This window comes from Mesorhizobium sp. CA16, from assembly GCF_020165175.1.
Classification (GTDB): domain Bacteria; phylum Pseudomonadota; class Alphaproteobacteria; order Rhizobiales; family Rhizobiaceae; genus Mesorhizobium.
Map to the genome: position 1 here is coordinate 61,465 of NZ_JAIUHP010000010.1, position 14,253 is coordinate 75,717.

The window sequence follows — 14,253 nt, forward strand, 5'->3', positions numbered from 1 at the left end:
TCCCTCCCTCAACGTTCGCAGCTGACGGCTGGCGTTCTGAGCGGCAGCGTCATCTTGCAGCAAGGATAGTAGCCACCCTTGTCCTGGTCGGACTTGCGGTAGAAGCAGAGCCCGACATTGACGGTGTCGCCAGGATCGTGGCCGGTGATGTCGACCGTGTAGGGCTTGCCCGGAACATGCGACATGAGGGTTGATACCCCGACGCCGGGCGTCCTGGACTGCGCCTTGATCGAATCGCCGCCAAAGCCGGCATGGTCATGGAGATAGAGTTCGGCCCGCAGACCGCGTGGCGTGCAGTAGTAATGCACGTCCTCGACATCCACGCAGGGCGGCAGGTTGCCGGGCGGCGGGAAGTCCGGCGGATAGAACGGAGGCAGGTAGCCGCCGCCGGGGATTTCCTCATAGTAGCCGGCGCGGCCCTCACAGGGGCGCCAGACCCTTACGTCGCCGACATGGCCCTGGACGTCCGGGTCTTCGAAATAGCCGTCGAAGTCGACGAACCATGAGCCGAAGGGCGGAACGTTCGCCGGCTTGACCAGCGCGCTGGGCGTCAGCTGGACGCCATGCGCGGCAAGCGGCCCGCCGGTGGCGAGGCGCTCGGCAAGTTCGGGATTGTCGCGCAACTTGTCGCCGGTGTTGACGACGGTGTCGGTGCAAACGGAAGTGTCGAGATTGCCGTCGGCGTCATAGCGATATTGCAGGTCGACGCCGCCGGCCGACTGGCGGTTGCCTTGCGGGAAGCCGACGGCATATTCCTGCGGCACCTCGACCCAGGCCGATTCCGTTGCCGGATCGTCCGGATCCTCGCGCCAGTAGCGTATCAGCTCGCCTTTGCCGGAATCGGCGAAGCGGCTGTAATCGTAGCGGTTCTCGACCGGGCCGCGCTGGGCGAGATACATGAAGCCCTTATTGTCGAAGGCGATGTCGGTGACGGCATAGTCCTGGTCCGCCTTGACCGTCAGTTCCCAGCGCGGACCGCCGGCAAAGCCTCCGTCGCTCGCGATGCCGACCGACCAGATTTCGGCCTTCTCGCCGACGGAATAGTAGAGCCGGCCGCCATGATAGGCGACGGCCCAGACCCGGCGCGCATCCTGCGTGTAGCCCCAGGTCTCGGGGTCCTCGCTATCGAAAGCGGCAGCCTGGATGTCCATCAGGGCGCCGTCGTCGGGGACAGGGGCGAGCCTATGCGCGGGGCGCCCGGCGACGCCATGGTCGAAGCTGTCGATCAGATTGCCCTCGATATCGATGCGGTGAATCAGCCCGGTATCGAGATCCGAAGCGAAGAACTGGCGATGGGTAGCATCGAAGGCGAGGTTGCCGATGCCGGGGCCGCTGTTGGTGTCGATGTCGGCGAATTTCGAGACCGCGCCGGTGACGCCGTCGATCTTCCAGATCGTGCCTGGACCGCCGCCATTCTCGGTGCCGAACTGGCCGTCCATGAAGGTGGCGCCCGCGGTGCCGCGGCGCTGCCGTTCCGGCCTGCCGTCATGGTCGGCGCCCGGCGTGACGATCTCGATGCCATGCAGCGAGGTCGCAGCCGCGTAGAGGTTAGGAACGCCTGAGGGCACGCCGTCGCGCACGCCATCGTCATAGGCGAGGCCGAACACCTCGCCGATCTGCCCGGCCGTCACCTCGAAGGGCGGCCGCGTGTTGACGAGTTGGCCGGAAGCGGGCCCGCCGAGATGCGAGACGTCGAAAATGCGCAAGGATGCGCGGGACGTATCGATGAAGGTCTCGTCGACCGGGTCGACGCCGGGGGGCAGACCCTGATCGAAATCGGGAATGGTGGTGCCCGGAAAGCCGGTGACCGCCATCGAACCGGGATAGATGATCTGGGTTTCCTGCGCCTTCGCCGCGCCGAGCCACAAGCCGGCGGACAGCGCCAAAGCCAGAATTCCGCCGCTTGTTGCGATTGCGCGGCGCAAACGGCGGCCACGGGAACGCAGGAACGAGCCGCGAACGCCAGACATTGAACTCCCCCCGAAGCCGCTGGAAGGAACGTCCGCCTCTACCGCGCCAACCAGGGCAAGGCGCGGCGTTGCGGCACGTTCTTCCCCGTTCGAATTGTCTGTTTTCCTCTTTGTGACGATACGCCGGCTGCTGGGCAGGGTCAACGGAATCAGCCGGAAGCCCAGCGCGTCGACCCCTTCCCGAAGGGGGTGATCGCGCTGGATTCCCGTTGTTCCCGGAGACCGCGAAGTCTCTGGGTTTCTGGTCATGGCGGCTTTCCTTTCCGGGCCGCGCCATTGCGGCGCCTGGCCGTCAGTCGCTGGCCGGCATGGAAAGGTTCATGGGAGGATAGCGGGGTGGAAAGTGTTTGCGGTCGCCAGGGGCGTTACCAGATCCAGTCGCCCCGGCCGAGCGCCGATACCGCCTCGACGATGCGGGTGAAGCTCGTCCGTGCCCGGCCGATCATGTGGCGGCCTCTGAGGTAGCCATGCACCAGGCCCGGCTCCTCGAACCAGGCGGCGCGCCCGCCGGCCGCGATGATGCGGTCGCGATAGGCTTCGCCGTCGGACGACAGCGGGTCGCACTCGGCGGTGATCAGCACCGTCGGCGGCAAATAGGCGAAATCGGCGTCGGCCAGCGGATAGAGCGTGATGTCGCCGGTCTGGTCGACGCCGGCGGTGCGGATATGCTTGTAGAAGTGGAGATCGCGCACGGTCAGCATCGGGGCCTCGGCATGGGTGACGTAGGAGCCGCGCGAATGGTCGCCGCCGAGCCCGGGATAGATCAGCATCTGGCCGGCCGGCTTCTTTTCATGGCCGCGCGTCGCATGCGCTACCGCCGCGCAGAGATTGCCGCCGGCGCTGTCGCCGCAAAGCACGACAGGGCAGTCATAGGTCTTGGCGGCCCATTCGAACGCGTCCATGGCGTCGTCGAAGGCGGCCGGATGCAGATGCTCCGGCACCAGCCGGTAGTCGACCGAGACCACCTCGTAACCGGTGCGGGCGCAAAGCTCGGCGCAGACATCGTCATGGCTCTCCAGCCCGCCCAGGATAAAGCCGCCGCCATGAAGGTAGAGCACCATCGCAGCGTCGTTCGGCTCCGCGTTGCGATAGATGCGGATCGGGATGCCGTCGGCGATGCCTGTCGTCAAGGCGGTCACGCCCTGCGGATAGCCGGCAAAGAACTCCCGGCACATCCGGTCATAGATCGCGCGCTGCTCTTCGATCGTGTAGTCGATCGTGTTCGGCGGATAGTAAGAGTTGGTCTTCTCGATGAAGGCCCAGGTTTCTGCGTCGATGAGGGTTTTGTAGTCGGTCATGGGTGCGGAACAGGTAGCCAAGGCCTCGCTCCGTCATTTCCGCAGAATCACTTGCCCTTCCAAACCGGCTCGCGCTTCTCCGCGAAAGCCCGGAACCCTTCCATATTGTCTTCCGACCCGTAGAGCTTATCGACCGTCGGCAGCTGCCGGCGCGTCACTTTGTTCATCGCGTCCTGGAAGGTCAGCGCCTCGGCCACCCGCGCCGTCTCCTTGATTGCGGCGAAGACCAGTGGTGGGCCGCTGGCGAGCAATCTTGCGATCTCCCAGACGCGCTCCTCGAGCTTGTCCTTGGGCAGCACCTCGTTGACCAGGCCCCAGCGATGCGCCTCGGCGACATCCATCCAGCGGCCGGTGAACAGAAGGTCCATGGCGATGTGATAGGGGATGCGCTTCGGCAGCTTGATGGTCGCAGCGTCGGCCAGCGTGCCGGCGCGGATCTCCGGCAGCGCGAAGGAGGAATGATCCGAGGCGTAGATGAGGTCGCAGGACAGCGCCAGCTCGAAGCCGCCGCCCACCGCCATGCCGTTGACGCAGGCGATCACCGGCTTGTTGAGGTCGCGCAGCTCCTGCAGTCCGGCAAAGCCGCCGACGCCGTAGTCGCCGTCGACCGCATCGCCGGCGGCGGCCGCCTTCAGGTCCCAGCCGGCGCTGAAGAACTTGTCGCCCGCCGTCTTGACGATGGCGACGCGCAGCTCCGGATCGTCGCGGAACGCCTTGAAGGTCTCGCCCATAAGCCGCGACGTCTTGAGGTCGATGGCGTTGGCCTTCGGCCGGTCGAGCGTGACCTCGAGGACAGCGCCTTCGCGGCGGGTGGTGATGATTTCAGCCATTCTTCTTCTCTCCAAGCACCAGCAGGGCGTCCGCGATCCAGGCGCCCTTGCCTTCGGCGCACACGATCAGCGGGTTGATGTCGAGTTCCTCGATCTCGCCCTCGTTCTTCTGCACGAAGTCGGCAATGCCGGCGATGGCGTCGATGGCGGCGTCGACGTCGGCCCGCGGCCGGCCGCGATAGCCTTCGAGGAGAGGATAGAGCTTCAATCCACGCAATGCCGCCTCGATGTCGTCGCGCGTCGCCGGCAGCATCAGGGTCACGCTGTCGCGCAACAGCTCGACCAGCACGCCGCCGGTGCCGAGCGTCATCACCACGCCGAACATCGGGTCGCGGGTGAAGCCGACGATCAGCTCGGCGACGCCGTCGCGCACCATGCGCTCGGCGTAGAGTCCCGTGCCGAGCGGCAAAAGGTCATGCGCGGCGGCGCTGACGGATTCGGCGTCCTTGAGGTTCAGCCTGACGGCGCCGACTTCCGATTTGTGCGTGACGCCGAGAGCCTTCAGAGCCACCGGGAAACCCAAGCTCATCGAGGAAATCACCGCCTCGACCGCATTGGAGGCGCGCTCGCCCTTCGGCACCGGCAGGCCGGCGTTGATCAGCCTTTCCTTGGCCTCGGCCTCGTCCGGCGTCACGCGTTTGGCTTCGGACGTGCCTGCCGCGGTGGTGTCGACCGGCTGCGCCTGCGGCTCATGCCAGGCCCAGCCGATGAAGGCGGCGGCCTGGGCGGCGTCCATGGCCTCCGAGATGCCGAACAGCGGCACCATGCCGCGCGCCATCAGCCCGGCGGTGTATTCCTCCGGCAAGTTTTCCGGCAGCGAGGAGACGATCGCGCCCTGCGCCTTGTTGGTTTTCAGCGCCGCCTCGAAGGCGCGCAGCGTCGCCCACCAGTCGACGTCGGAACAGCGGTCCGGGCGCGGGAAGTCGAGCACCAGCATGTTCAAGTCGAAGCCGCCCGACACCATGGCGGTGAAAGTGGCCGTCATCGCCGGCTCGTTGTTCCAGATGAAGGTGTGGTAATCGAGCGGATTGGCGACCGCGACCAGCGGTCCGAGCGTCGATTTGACATGCGCGCGGTGCTCGGCCGTCAGGGCCGGAAAATGCACCCAGCGCCCCTCGGCGCTGTCGGCCATCACGGAAGCCTCGCCGCCCGAGCAACTCATCGACGAGAGCCTGTAGCCGGGCAATGGTCCGGTGATGTGCAGCAGCTTCAGCGCCTCGATGAAGGCGGGAATGGAATCGACGCGCGCGATGCCGAGACGCTTCAGGAAGGCGCCGGAGGCGGCGTCGGAGCCGGCCAGCGAGGCGGTGTGCGACACCGTCGCCTGCCTTGCCTGCTCCGAGCGGCCGACCTTCATGGCGATGATCGGCTTCTTCAATTCGCGCGCTCGTGCCGCCAGCTTCTCGAAGCCGGCGACCGAGTCGAAGGCCTCGATATGCAGGCCAAGCGAGGTGACGCGCTCGTCCTCGATCAGGCCCAATGCCATTTCCGAAAGGCCGGTCTGCGCTTGGTTGCCGGCCGTCATCAGGAAGGCGATCGGCAGGCCGCGCTTCTGCATCGTCATGTTGATGGCGATGTTGGACGACTGGGTGATGATGGCGACGCCCTTGCCGCCCTCGGCGAGGCGGATGCCGCCATGCTGGTCGGGCCAAAGCAGCGCGCCGTCGGCATAGTTGATCAGGCCGTAGCAGTTCGGCCCGATGATCGGCATCTGGCCGGCGGCCGCGACGAGTTCGGCCTGCAGCCGCTCGCCGTCCTCGTCATAGGCTTCGGTCTCGAGGAAGCCGGCGGCGAAACAGACGGCGCCGCCGGCGCCGCGTTCGGCCAGCGCCTTGATCACCTCGATGGTGAGATGCCGGTTGACGCCGACGAATGCGGCGTCCGGCGCTCCGGGCAGGTCGGAGACGGAGCGGTAGGCCTTGCGGCCGGCGACCTCATCCTTGGTCGGATGCACCGGCCAAATGTCGCCGGCAAAGCCCATCTTGATCGACTGCGCCACGACGGCGGCGGCCTGCGCCCCGCCGAACACGGCGATCGATTTTGGGCGCAAGAGACGTTCGAGTTTATGCATGGCCATCTTTTCGTTTGAGCGCGATCTTGTCCAAGGCCGGATCCGAGCCTTGGCGCATCATGCTCTAAGCTCCGAACGGACGCAGCAGCGCCCGCGAAATAATATGTCGCTGAATCTCCGACGTGCCTTCCCAGATGCGCTCGACGCGGGCATCGCGCCAGATGCGCTCCAGCGGCAGGTCGTCCATAAGTCCCATGCCGCCATGGATCTGGATGGCCTCGTCTGCGACGAAGGCCAGCATTTCGGTGGCCTTCAGCTTGGCCATCGCCATGTCCTGATCGGTGACGGTGCCCTGATCGTACTTCCAGCCGGCTTCGAAGACCATCAGGTCCGCGGCCTTCAATTCCGTCGCCATGTCGGCGAGCTTGAACGAGACGCCCTGGAACTTGCCGATCTGCTGGCCGAACTGCTGGCGCTGCGCGGCATATTCGATGGCATGCGAGAGCGCGCGCTCGGCGCGACCGAGGCAGGTGGCGCCGACCTGCAGGCGCGTGGCGCCGAGCCATGAATTCGCGACGTCGAAGCCCTTGTGCACTTCGCCGAGCACCTGAGAGGCCGGCAGCCGGCAGTCGTCGAATTCGAGGATCGAATTGGTGTAGCCCCGGTGCGAGACATTGCGATAGCCGTCGCGCACCGTGAAGCCTTTGGTGCCCTTGTCGACGAAGAAGGCGGTGATCTTCTTGCGCTTGCCGCGCAAAGTCTCCTCCTCGCCCGAGGCCATGAAACAAATTGCGAAGTCGGCGATGTCGGCATGCGAGATAAAGTGCTTGGTGCCGTTGAGCACCCAGTCCGAGCCGTCCTGCACCGCGGTCGCCTTCATGCCGCGCAGGTCGGAGCCGGCGCCGGGCTCCGTCATCGCCAGGCAGTCCGACTTCTCGCCGCGGATGCAGGGAAAGAGGTATTTCTCGCGCTGCTCCGGCGTGCCGGCAAGCAGGATGTTGGACGGACGCGCCACGCAGGTCCAGTGCAGCGCGTAATTGGCGCGGCCAAGCTCCTTCTCGTAGAGCAGCCAGCTCACCGTGTCCAAGCCGGCGCCGCCGACATCGGCCGGCATGTTGGCGGCATAAAGCCCGGCCTCGATCGCCTTCGCCTTCAATTCGTCGATCAGTTCGCGGCGCAGCACGCCTGTGCGCTCCACCTCGCGCTCATGCGGATAGAGTTCGTTCTCGACGAAGGCGCGCGTCGTTTCGACGATGAGCTTCTGTTCTTCCGAAAGACCGAAATGCATCGCCTCAGCCCTTCTTCTTGCTCTTCTTCGCCTTGTCGGCCTTTGCCGGCTTCGCGGCTTTCTTCGCCGGTTTGGCCTTTGCGGGAGCCTTGATAGAGGTCTCCTTCGCCGCCAGCTTGGCGAGCTGCCTGGTATAGTCCTTATGCAGCGCGCCGGCACCCCAGCCCTTGCCCTTGTTCTGCTTCGACAGCGCTTCCATGATCGCGACGAGATTGTCGTCGCGGATCCTCTCCAGCTCGCGGATCGACAGACCATGCGCCTGCTCATCCGACTGCGTGGCGATCAGGTCGACCAGCTCGTCGTTGAACTCGGGCACGTCCATCAGCTTGGTCCACGGCCATTTCAGGCAAGGTCCGAACTGCGCCATGAAGTGGCGCATGCCGGCCTCGCCGCCGGCGACACGATAGACCTGGAACATGCCCATCTGCGCCCAGCGCAAGCCGAAGGAATAGCGCATGATGTCGTCGAGTTCCTCGACGGTGCAAATGCCGTCCTTGACCAGCCACAGCGCCTCGCGCCATGCGGCCTCGAGCAGGCGGTCGCCGACGAAGGCCTCGATCTCCTTGCGCACCACCACCGGCTTCATGCCGATCGAGGCGTAGAGCTCCTTGGCCACCTCGATCGCCTCGGGGAAGGTCTGCTCGCCACCGACGATCTCGACCAGCGGCAAGAGGTAGACGGGGTTAAACGGATGGCCGACGACCAGCCGCTCCGGATGCTTCTTCATCGCCACCTGCATGTCGGTCGGCTTGATGCCGGAGGTCGAGGAGCCGACAATGGCGTTGGCGGGCGCATGCTGGTCGATCTCGGCCAGCACCTTGTGCTTGAGGTCGAGCCGCTCCGGCACGCTTTCCTGGATGAAGTCGGCGTCGGCAACCGCCTCGGCGATGGTCTTGGCGAAGGTGAGCTTGCCTTCCTTGGGCAGGCCGCCGGGCAGCATCTGCTTGTAGGCGCGGCGCGCGCCCTTCATCACTTCGCCCACCTTGCGCGAGGCTTCCGGATCCGGATCGAAGATCGACACGTCGATGCCGTTCAGGAGCAGCCGCGCCACCCAGCCGGCGCCGATGACACCGCCGCCGATAGCGGCCGCCTTGTTGATGATGCTCATGCTTGTCAGGCTCCGGTTCTCGTCTTGGCTGTTTCGGGATCTGTGAGGGCCACGCGCTCGCCGGCGCGGATCACCGCCGGATCGTAGGCCTTTCGGGCGAAGACCTCGAGCACGAAGGGCCGGAAGAACTCGACCGGCAGCGTCTCGTAGTCGGGATCGAAGCTCGACTGGTCCCAGCGCTCGCAGAACTGGTCGCAGTCATCGAAATAGAGGTGGCCGGCGAAGCGGTCCCGGGCATGCCGGTTGCCGCCCAGGTGATGCGCGTAATAGAGGCGCTGGAAGTCGCCGTGCTTTTCCACCACCCAGGTGCATTGCTCGCGCACGAAGGGTTTCAGGATCGCAGCCGCATATTCGTCGTGGTTGTAGGGCGCGTAGATGTCGCCGATGTCGTGCAGCAGCGCGCAGACGATCCAGTCCGTATCGGCGCCGTCGCGCCAGGCGCGCGTCGCCGCCTGCAGCGAATGGCCGAGCCGGGTGATCTTGTAGCCCGACAGACCCTCATCGAGCTGCACGAGCGCGTCGAGCAGCCGGTCGCCGGTCTTGGCGGCGTAGTCGATCTCATGGGCGGTCAGGAATTCATAGTCTTCCTTGTCGCCGTCCTTCATCGCAGTGAACTTGACGGTATCAGCCATGGCCCGCGCCCGCCTTACGCCGCGGCCGCGATCGGCGCCCGCTTGGTCAGGTTGAGCTTCTTGCGCACTTCCTCGGGTCCAAGAACGCGCGCGCCGAGATTGGTGACGATGCTGGCCGCGCGCTCGACGAGCTGCGCATTGGTCGCCAGCACACCCTTGTCGAGCCACAGATTGTCTTCCAGGCCGACGCGGACATTGCCGCCGGCAAGCACGGCCGCCGCCGCATAGGCCATCTGGTTGCGGCCGATCGAGAAGGCCGACCAGTTCCAGGTCGAGGGCACGTTGTTGACCATCGCCATGAAGGTGTTGAGGTCGTCCGGCGCGCCCCATGGCACGCCCATGCAGAGCTGCACCAGCGCATCCGGGTCGAGCACCTTTTCCTCGACCAGTTGCTTGGCGAACCACAGATGTCCGGTATCGAAGGCCTCGATCTCGGGCTTCACGCCCAGCGCCGTCATCATGCCGCCCATGGCGCGCAGCATGCCCGGCGTGTTGGTCATGACATAGTCGGCCTCGGCGAAATTCATCGTGCCGCAATCCAGCGTGCAGATCTCCGGCAGGCACTGGCGCACATGCTCCATGCGGTTGGTGGCGCCTCCCATGTCGGTGCCCTTCTCGTTGAGCGGCAAAGGCGCTTCCGGCGAGCCGAACACCATGTCGCCACCCATGCCGGCGGTGAGGTTCAGCACCACGTCGACGTTCGCTTCGCGGATGCGCTCGGTCACCTCGCGGTAGAGATGCACGTCGCGCCTCGGCTTGCCGGTCTCGGGGTCGCGCACATGGCAATGGACGATCGCCGCACCCGCCTTGGCGGCGTCGATCGCCGAATCGGCGATCTGCTTGGGCGAGCGCGGCACATGCGGGCTGCGGTCCTGCGTGCCGCCAGAGCCGGTCACGGCACAGGTAATAAAGACCTCGCGGTTCATCGCAAGCGGCATCTTGATCCTCCCAGATTCGATCGGCCATGCATGCCACCCAGAAGCGGGAGCCGATAGCGGCACGGCATGCACGGCAATTCAGCAAGAATGCCCGACTTGCCGGAAACTGTTTTGCGTTTTACGAAGCTCTCATGATCAAAAGCGAAAAGCCGACCATCTTTCGGTCCGAGCGCGAAAGGCTCAAGGTTACGCTCCTCGTGTTCTCGGGGTCCTCGATCATGTGCGTGGCTTCGGCGGTCGACCCGCTGCGCGCAGCCAACCGCATCTCAGGCGAGACGCTGTTCGATTTCAAGCTGGTCTCGGTCACCGGCGAGGCGCCGGTGACGACATGCGGCCTCCCCGTGGCCGTCAGCGGCCGCTTCGACGCGGCCGAGGCCACCGACATGCTGGTCGTCGTCGCGGGCTTCGGCACGCAGAACTACGCCACCTCGGCATTGCTCGCGGGCCTGCGCAGGGCAGCGCGCGCTGCCCGCGCCTGTGGCGGCGTCGAGGCGGGCACCTGGCTGGTGGCGCGCGCCGGCCTGCTCGAGGGCCGCAGCGCCACCACGCATTGGGAAGACATGGAGGATTTCTCGACCGCATTCCCGGGCGTCGATGTGCGGCCGGACCGCTATGTCATCGACGGGCCGGTCTTCACCTCCGGCGGCGCCTCGCCGACCTTCGACCTGATGCTGCATCTCATCCGCACGAGACTCGGCATGGCCGCCGCGCTCGATGTGGCGAGCGTCTTCATCTACGATCAGGCGCGCGCCGCGACCGACGCGCAGCCGCTGGTCTCGCTTGGCCGGCTCGACGGCTATGATCCGCGGCTTGCCCAGGCGATCCGGCTGATGGAAGCGCATGTCGACCAGCCGCTCACCATCGGCGCCGTGGCAAAACGCGCCGGCGTCACGGCAAGAACGCTGGAAAGCATTTTTCGCAAATCGATCGGCGAGACGCCCGGCGCCTATTATCTGAGGCTGCGCCTCAGCGCCGCCCGGCGGCTCGTGGTCGATACGCGCATCGCCATGGCGGACATCGCCGGGCGTACGGGCTTTTCCTCCGCCGCGGCATTTTCCAGGGCGTTTTCAAAAGCTTTCGGCGAGGCGCCGGTCAGGCTGCGGCGCGGTTGAGAATCCAGTCTGTTGCGGCGGCGAGGTCATCGACCACTGCCGTCGGAGCCGGATCGTATCGCGTCTCGTCCTTGGGTCGGTACTTGCCGGTCCGTACGAGCAGCGCCGCGCCAAGACCGGCGCTGAGCGCGCCGGCGACATCGCTCTCCGCGTCGTCGCCGACCATGACCGCATCGGCCGCAGGGCAGTTCAAATCGGCGAGCGCCGAACGGAAGAAATCCGCCGACGGCTTGCCGAGCACGACAGGGCTTCGGCCACTGGCGAATTCGAGGGCCGCGACGAAGGCGCCGGCGTCGAGGCTGAGTTGGCCATCCGCATCCTTGAAGGTGCGGTTGTTGGCCAAAGCCACAAAATCGGCGCCGGTGGATAACGCGCGGAAAGCACGGTTGAGACTGGCGTAGCCGAACGCCTCGCCGGCATCGCCCACGACAACCGCCTTGCCGCTTCCTCCCTCCAGGCCCGAAAACTCTGCTTCGAGATCGGGATGGATGAGCAGATGCGGCTCGCGGCCATGCCTGCGCAACCATTCGATCGCAGCGCGCGCCGGCGTCAGCAATTCTTCATCCGCAACTTCGATGCCCATGGCGGCAAGTTGCGCGACGATCTTGCTGCGCGGCGAGCGTGTCGTGTTACTGACAAAGCGGAGCGGCAGGCCGGCCTTGCGCAAACGCCCGACCGCGGTCACGGCTCCTGCGATCGGGGTATCGCCATCATAGACGACACCCACAAGGTCAAGCAGCACCGCGCGTATCATCGGTGCAGGATGGAGAAGCCACCTCTTTTCGTCAAATCACGGGAATTGTCAGGCGGCGTCGCGGCCTTCGCCGACGATGCGCGTACGCATGCTCTTGGCCAGCGCCGTTTCCAACCGCGCGGCGACCGCGCGGTCCCATTCATTTGTCTTGCGACCGCCCTCTTTCGAATGGGGCAAGGCCATCAGCCGGTCGATGATCGATCCGGTTTCACCGGACGAAAGCAGGGCGTCGATCTCGCGTTCGTGCTGCATATCGGTTCGCCTCCTTCTTCTTCACCCGCCACAGGAGCCACGTTTATACGAGTTCCGTGACGGCTGTTTGAAGGCAAGAGCGGGGCGATTGAGGGGCGGCTCGGGGCAAAACCTTGTCGTGAAGTTCTGCCCCGCGCGAATGCTATACGCTCGGCATTCCGCCTGAGCGATCAGACGTAGCGGTTGACGATGTTCTCCAGCAGTTCCTGCCGGCCGGAGCGCGGCTGCGGCTCGATCTTCTCCTTCAAGACGCGCTCGGCGATCTCCTCCAGCGTGCGCTCGCCCGAAAGCATCGCCTTGCCTTCGGCGGTGTTCCAGCCGGCATAGCGCTCGGCGAGCGGGCCGGACAGCGCCTTGTCCTCGATCATCTTGGCCGCCGCCTTGAGGCCGCGTGCGCAGGCATCCATGCCGCCGATATGGCCGATCAGGAGGTCGTCCGGGTCGAGCGACTGGCGCCTGAGCTTGGCGTCGAAATTGGTGCCGCCGGTCTTGAAGCCGCCGCCTTGCAGCACCTGGTAATAGGCTAGCGCCATTTCCGGCACGTTGTTGGGGAACTGGTCGGTGTCCCAGCCCGACTGGTAGTCGTTGCGGTTCATGTCGATCGAACCGAAGATTCCGAGCGCATTCGCCAAAGCCAGCTCATGCTCGAAGGAATGGCCGGCCAGGATCGCGTGGCCCTGCTCGATGTTGAGCTTTACTTCCTTCTCCAGCCCGAAGCGCTTGAGGAAGCCGTAGACGGTCGCGACGTCATAGTCGTACTGGTGCTTTGTCGGCTCCTGCGGCTTCGGCTCGATCAGGATCGTGCCCGTGAAACCGATCTTGTGCTTGTAATCGACGACGAGGTTGAGGAAGCGGCCGGCCTGCTCCTGCTCGCGGGCAAGGTCGGTGTTGAGCAAGGTCTCATAGCCCTCGCGGCCGCCCCACAGCACATAGTTCTCGCCCTTGAGCTTCTTGGTAACGTCGATGCAGCTCTTCACCGTCGCCGCCGCATAGGCGAACACATCCGGATCGGGATTGGTGGCCGCGCCGGACATGAAGCGGCGATGCGAGAAGAGGTTCGCCGTGCCCCAGAGCAGCTTGACGCCGGTCTGTTTCATCTTGTCGGCGAAATAGTCGGTGATCTCGTCGAGGCGCGCGGCGCTCTCCGAAAAATCCCTGCCTTCCGGGCGCACGTCGGCGTCGTGGAAGCAGAAATAGGGCGCGCCGAGCAACGAGAACATTTCGAAGGCGACGTCGGCCTTGAGCTTGGCCAGTTCCATCGTGTCGACGCCGCCCGGCTTGGCAAACCAGGGCCGGTCGAAGGTCTGGCCACCGAACGGGTCGCCGCCCGGCCATGCAAAGGAATGCCAGTAGGCGACGGCGAAGCGCAGATGGTCTTCCAGCCGTTTGCCGGCCACCACCTCATCGGGGTTGTAGTAGCGGTAGGCCAGCGGATTGGTCGAATCCGGCCCTTCATATTTGATTGTCTTGATGTCGCCGAAAAATCCGCTGCTCATGGTTTCCTTCCTCTCCGAGATGGTTTCCCGATTACCTCAGGCGTAATTGGTTTCACTCTTTTGCCGGGCGAAAAGCATCATGTCGAAACGATCCAACGAAGGACCATGACAATGACCGACCTCAACACGATCGCCCGCAATTACATCGCCGCCTGGAACGAGATCGATGCGCAGCGCCGCAAGGCGCTGCTCGAAGCCGCCTTCACCAGGGATGTCAGCTATCGCGATCCGGTCATGCAGGGCGACGGCCATGACGGCATCGCCGCGCTGATAGACGGCGTCCAGCAGCGCTTCGCCGGCTTCCGCTTCTCGCTGAAGGGTGAGCCGGATGGTTTCGCCGACCGCATCCGCTTCTCGTGGAATCTTGGGCCGGAAGGCACGGAATCCGTCATCGAGGGCACCGACATCGGCGTCATCGAGAATGGGCGGCTGAAGAGTGTCACCGGGTTTTTGGACAAGGTGCCGGCGCAGTGATAACTGGGGAGGTGGGATGCGAGGCCCCCCTCTCTGGCCTGCCGGCCATCTCCCCCTCAGGGGGGGAGATTGGCAGCTTCGAGGCCTCGC

At 65.2% G+C, this 14,253-nt stretch carries 13 protein-coding genes; 2 read left to right on the plus strand and 11 right to left on the minus strand.

Annotated features, from left to right (window positions below; genetic code table 11):
- Positions 1-8: 8 nt before the first annotated feature.
- The 8 genes from LB525_RS15665 to LB525_RS15700 all read right to left on the minus strand — a co-directional run bounded on the left by LB525_RS15665 (position 9) and on the right by LB525_RS15700 (position 10,075).
- On the minus strand, positions 9-1,970 hold the full coding sequence (locus LB525_RS15665) for a hypothetical protein (protein ID WP_224545282.1): 1,962 nt from the start codon (positions 1,968-1,970) through the stop codon (positions 9-11).
- Between the two features lie 365 nt (positions 1,971-2,335).
- Entirely contained in the window at positions 2,336-3,268 is a 933-nt protein-coding gene (locus LB525_RS15670; RefSeq protein ID WP_224545400.1) for an alpha/beta hydrolase, read from the minus strand.
- Positions 3,269-3,315: 47 nt separating this feature from the next.
- Positions 3,316-4,098, minus strand: coding sequence for a carnitinyl-CoA dehydratase (locus tag LB525_RS15675; protein ID WP_224545283.1), 783 nt, complete (start codon positions 4,096-4,098; stop codon positions 3,316-3,318).
- Positions 4,091-6,169, minus strand: coding sequence for an acetate--CoA ligase family protein (locus LB525_RS15680; protein ID WP_224545284.1), 2,079 nt, complete (start codon positions 6,167-6,169; stop codon positions 4,091-4,093). Before LB525_RS15680 ends, LB525_RS15675 begins: the two co-directional genes overlap by 8 nt.
- Before the next feature lie 64 nt (positions 6,170-6,233).
- A complete protein-coding gene (locus LB525_RS15685) occupies positions 6,234-7,397 on the minus strand; it encodes an acyl-CoA dehydrogenase family protein (protein WP_224545285.1) in 1,164 nt (387 codons plus the stop codon).
- 4 nt (positions 7,398-7,401) lie between these two features.
- A complete protein-coding gene (locus tag LB525_RS15690; protein WP_224545286.1) occupies positions 7,402-8,505 on the minus strand; it encodes a carnitine 3-dehydrogenase in 1,104 nt (367 codons plus the stop codon).
- Positions 8,506-8,510: 5 nt separating this feature from the next.
- Positions 8,511-9,137: an HD domain-containing protein gene (locus LB525_RS15695; RefSeq protein WP_224545287.1), complete on the minus strand. Its 627-nt coding sequence runs from the start codon at positions 9,135-9,137 to the stop codon at positions 8,511-8,513.
- A gap of 14 nt (positions 9,138-9,151) precedes the next feature.
- The gene (locus LB525_RS15700) at positions 9,152-10,075 is read right to left on the minus strand and encodes a 3-keto-5-aminohexanoate cleavage protein (protein ID WP_140831948.1); all 924 of its coding nucleotides are present in this window, start codon (positions 10,073-10,075) and stop codon (positions 9,152-9,154) included.
- A gap of 131 nt (positions 10,076-10,206) precedes the next feature.
- On the opposite strand from LB525_RS15700, the gene LB525_RS15705 reads away from it, so the two are divergent.
- Entirely contained in the window at positions 10,207-11,187 is a 981-nt protein-coding gene (locus tag LB525_RS15705; RefSeq protein WP_224545288.1) for a GlxA family transcriptional regulator, read from the plus strand.
- On the opposite strand, the gene LB525_RS15710 is transcribed toward LB525_RS15705, so the two are convergent.
- The 3 genes from LB525_RS15710 to xylA form a co-directional block, all read right to left on the minus strand.
- Positions 11,168-11,929 carry a TIGR01458 family HAD-type hydrolase gene (locus LB525_RS15710; RefSeq protein WP_318012405.1) on the minus strand — a complete coding sequence of 254 codons (762 nt, stop codon included), beginning with the start codon at positions 11,927-11,929 and terminating at the stop codon, positions 11,168-11,170. The genes LB525_RS15705 and LB525_RS15710 overlap by 20 nt on opposite strands.
- A gap of 60 nt (positions 11,930-11,989) precedes the next feature.
- Positions 11,990-12,193 carry a hypothetical protein gene (locus tag LB525_RS15715; RefSeq protein WP_224531740.1) on the minus strand — a complete coding sequence of 68 codons (204 nt, stop codon included), beginning with the start codon at positions 12,191-12,193 and terminating at the stop codon, positions 11,990-11,992.
- Between the two features lie 170 nt (positions 12,194-12,363).
- Positions 12,364-13,689 carry a xylose isomerase gene (gene xylA, locus LB525_RS15720; RefSeq protein WP_224545290.1) on the minus strand — a complete coding sequence of 442 codons (1,326 nt, stop codon included), beginning with the start codon at positions 13,687-13,689 and terminating at the stop codon, positions 12,364-12,366.
- Between the two features lie 111 nt (positions 13,690-13,800).
- On the opposite strand from xylA, the gene LB525_RS15725 reads away from it, so the two are divergent.
- Positions 13,801-14,163 carry a nuclear transport factor 2 family protein gene (locus LB525_RS15725; RefSeq protein WP_224545291.1) on the plus strand — a complete coding sequence of 121 codons (363 nt, stop codon included), beginning with the start codon at positions 13,801-13,803 and terminating at the stop codon, positions 14,161-14,163.
- The last annotated feature ends 90 nt before the right edge of the window (positions 14,164-14,253 follow it).

Coding starts and splice junctions, on each gene's coding strand:
- LB525_RS15665 (WP_224545282.1), bottom strand. CDS start 1,970: ATGTCTGGCGTTCGCGGCTCGTTCCTGCGTTCCCGTGGCCGCCGTTTG.
- LB525_RS15670 (WP_224545400.1), bottom strand. CDS start 3,268: ATGACCGACTACAAAACCCTCATCGACGCAGAAACCTGGGCCTTCATC.
- LB525_RS15675 (WP_224545283.1), bottom strand. CDS start 4,098: ATGGCTGAAATCATCACCACCCGCCGCGAAGGCGCTGTCCTCGAGGTC.
- LB525_RS15680 (WP_224545284.1), bottom strand. CDS start 6,169: ATGCATAAACTCGAACGTCTCTTGCGCCCAAAATCGATCGCCGTGTTC.
- LB525_RS15685 (WP_224545285.1), bottom strand. CDS start 7,397: ATGCATTTCGGTCTTTCGGAAGAACAGAAGCTCATCGTCGAAACGACG.
- LB525_RS15690 (WP_224545286.1), bottom strand. CDS start 8,505: ATGAGCATCATCAACAAGGCGGCCGCTATCGGCGGCGGTGTCATCGGC.
- LB525_RS15695 (WP_224545287.1), bottom strand. CDS start 9,137: ATGGCTGATACCGTCAAGTTCACTGCGATGAAGGACGGCGACAAGGAA.
- LB525_RS15700 (WP_140831948.1), bottom strand. CDS start 10,075: ATGCCGCTTGCGATGAACCGCGAGGTCTTTATTACCTGTGCCGTGACC.
- LB525_RS15705 (WP_224545288.1), top strand. CDS start 10,207: ATGATCAAAAGCGAAAAGCCGACCATCTTTCGGTCCGAGCGCGAAAGG.
- LB525_RS15715 (WP_224531740.1), bottom strand. CDS start 12,193: ATGCAGCACGAACGCGAGATCGACGCCCTGCTTTCGTCCGGTGAAACC.
- xylA (WP_224545290.1), bottom strand. CDS start 13,689: ATGAGCAGCGGATTTTTCGGCGACATCAAGACAATCAAATATGAAGGG.
- LB525_RS15725 (WP_224545291.1), top strand. CDS start 13,801: ATGACCGACCTCAACACGATCGCCCGCAATTACATCGCCGCCTGGAAC.